This window comes from Pseudoalteromonas neustonica, assembly GCF_001653135.1.
Classification (GTDB): Bacteria; Pseudomonadota; Gammaproteobacteria; order Enterobacterales; family Alteromonadaceae; genus Pseudoalteromonas; species Pseudoalteromonas neustonica.
In genome coordinates this window covers 1-2424 of the sequence record NZ_BDDS01000050.1, presented here as the reverse complement: position 1 = coordinate 2424, position 2424 = coordinate 1, and the positions used below count along the sequence as shown (strand labels likewise).

Annotated in this window: 1 protein-coding gene; it reads right to left on the bottom strand. The window is 44.8% G+C overall.

Features of this window, described 5'->3' with window-relative positions; all coding sequences use genetic code 11:
• The coding region (locus A7967_RS21970) for a cadherin-like domain-containing protein (protein WP_157756443.1) at positions 1-2424 on the bottom strand (2424 nt) is incomplete at both ends.

Here is a 2424-nt window from a genome sequence, read left to right as displayed (position 1 = left end):
GAACGCCATTTATATCCGCTTTTGGCGTGATGGCTAAACTACCATCTAAATTCACGCTGACACTGGCAAAGCTGTATTCACCGACGCCATCGCCTTTATCTTCTAACAATACATTCGCGCCGTTAAATCCTTGGTCTTCAACGTCTGAATCATTCGCTAAAATGGCCACACTTGTTACTGTGTCTTCATCGGTAGTCACCGCATCATTCGCAACAACCGGACGGTCATTCACTGCACCTATGTTAACGGTGACTGTTGCGGTGTTTGATACTAAACCATCACTGTCTGCAATGGTGTACGTGAAGGTGTCTTGGCCATTTTCATTAGCCGCAGGCGTATAGATTAAAGTGCCATCATTTTGGTTAATACTCACAGACCCTTTGACTGGTTGGGCGATAAGCGAAATATCACCGGTCGGTACCGTATCTTCCACATCAGTGGCCGTGCTTCTTACAGTTAATGCACTTGTTGGTGTATCTTCATCCACCATTTCATTAAAGTTACTCGCTACAGGTGCATCATTTACAGGGGTAATAACGACTGTTACGGTCGCTTTTTCAGAGGTTAACCCCGTGCTGTCTTTCACTGTATAAGTAAACGTGTCTGTGCCTGATACATTACTCGATGGTGTATAGGTTACCACGCCATTAGCAATACTAACCTGCCCCTTTGTTGCTGCATCAACAACAGCCGCTGAAGAAACAACCATGTTATTCTCAGCATCACTGTCGTTAGCAACCACGTTAAAGGTAATCGGGGTGTCTTCATCTGTAGTAGCTGAATCATTAACAACAACTGGCGCATCTTCTATCGATGTAATTGTAAAGCTCACCGTTTGGATTGCTGATTTTTCGCCTGCGGTATCTACTACTTGATAAGTAAAGCTGTCAGTTGTGGTTTCACTGCCATCGTGTTGATAATTAAAGCTACCATCACTATTAAATGTTAATGTCCCCGATGTTGGGTCGGTTACTTTTACAGCTGTTAATGTATCATCACTATCCGTGTCGTCATCGGTCGCCGTACTCAATACACCATCTGCAGCCACTTTGGTAAGTAGCGCACCTTCATCTAAGCTAAACCCAAAGTGTTCACCAATAGGCGCATCATTGGTATTTTTTACTTCAATATTAAATGTCAGTGGATCACTGTCCTCGGTCCCATCTGATACCTGTATACTCACATTCGTCGTGGTACCAACATCCTGATCGGTAGGTGTGCCTGAAAGTAAACCTGTCGCAGTATCAAATGTAGCCCAGCTAGGCTTATTTGTTATGCTAAAGGTTTGTGTGTCAGCTGTATCAGGATCTGTGAGTGTTGGCGTAAAGCTATATTCAGCATCTTCATCTATAGACGTTATTGGCGAACCAGATAACACAGGTTTGATATTGTAACGCTTGATAACCGAAGTCGTTACGTCATCTGCTTCATTTCCAGCTGAATCCGATACTGCCACTGATAATGTTAATGTCCCCTCATTTAAATTGGTTACATCCACGTCAGTGATTTCTGCCGTTACCGCACTTATGGTGGTAGCAGCATTGCTAGATACTATATTTGAACCATCTGTTATTTGGTATGTAAATGAGCCACTTCCCTCTAGAGAACTCAAAGTAAAGCTTAACGCTGCTTCATTGCTTCGATTAATTTCAGTTTGCGTAATTGCTGCACTGTGCCCTGTAGGGTCAACATTATCAAGCGTAATTACTTTTGTTGCTAAATCAGACAGGTTACCCGCACTATCCGTCTGAGTTGCGCTAACCGTTAGCGTGCCATTATTTAGTGAACTAATATCCAATTCACTACCTGATAATGTCCAATTACCGCTGGCATTCGCAACAACATTTTGGCTTACTCCTGCGATATCCACGGATACAGTCGCACCTGATTCAGCCCCCGAACCTGTGATCTCAACATCGTTATCTTCATCTTTATTAACAATGCCGTCACCCTCTATAGGTGTATTAATGACGAGTGTACTCGGTGTTTGATTATCTAAAACAATCGTCGTTGTGGCCGCCGTTGAGCTATTACCCGCGCTGTCGGCTTGCGTTGCCGACACCGTAAGCGTGCCATTATTCAGCGCGCTAATATCTAGTTCATTACCTGACAAGCTCCAATTACCGCTCGTGTCAGCTGTGGTGGTTTTAGTCACGCTGTCAATACTGACTGTAATAGTTGCGCCCGATTCTGCGCCGCCACCTTGCACGAGTACATCGTTATCCTCGCTGGCATTGACTTTGCCGTCGCCTTCAATTGGCGTGGTGATCGTCAGTGCATTCGGCGCTTGGTTATCGAGTGTGATTGATGTGGTTGCCGCCGTTGAGGTATTCCCCGCGCTGTCAGCTTGTGTTGCTGATACCGTAAGCGTGCCATTATTCAACGCGCTAATATCTAGTTCGTTACCTGACAAGCTCCAGTTAC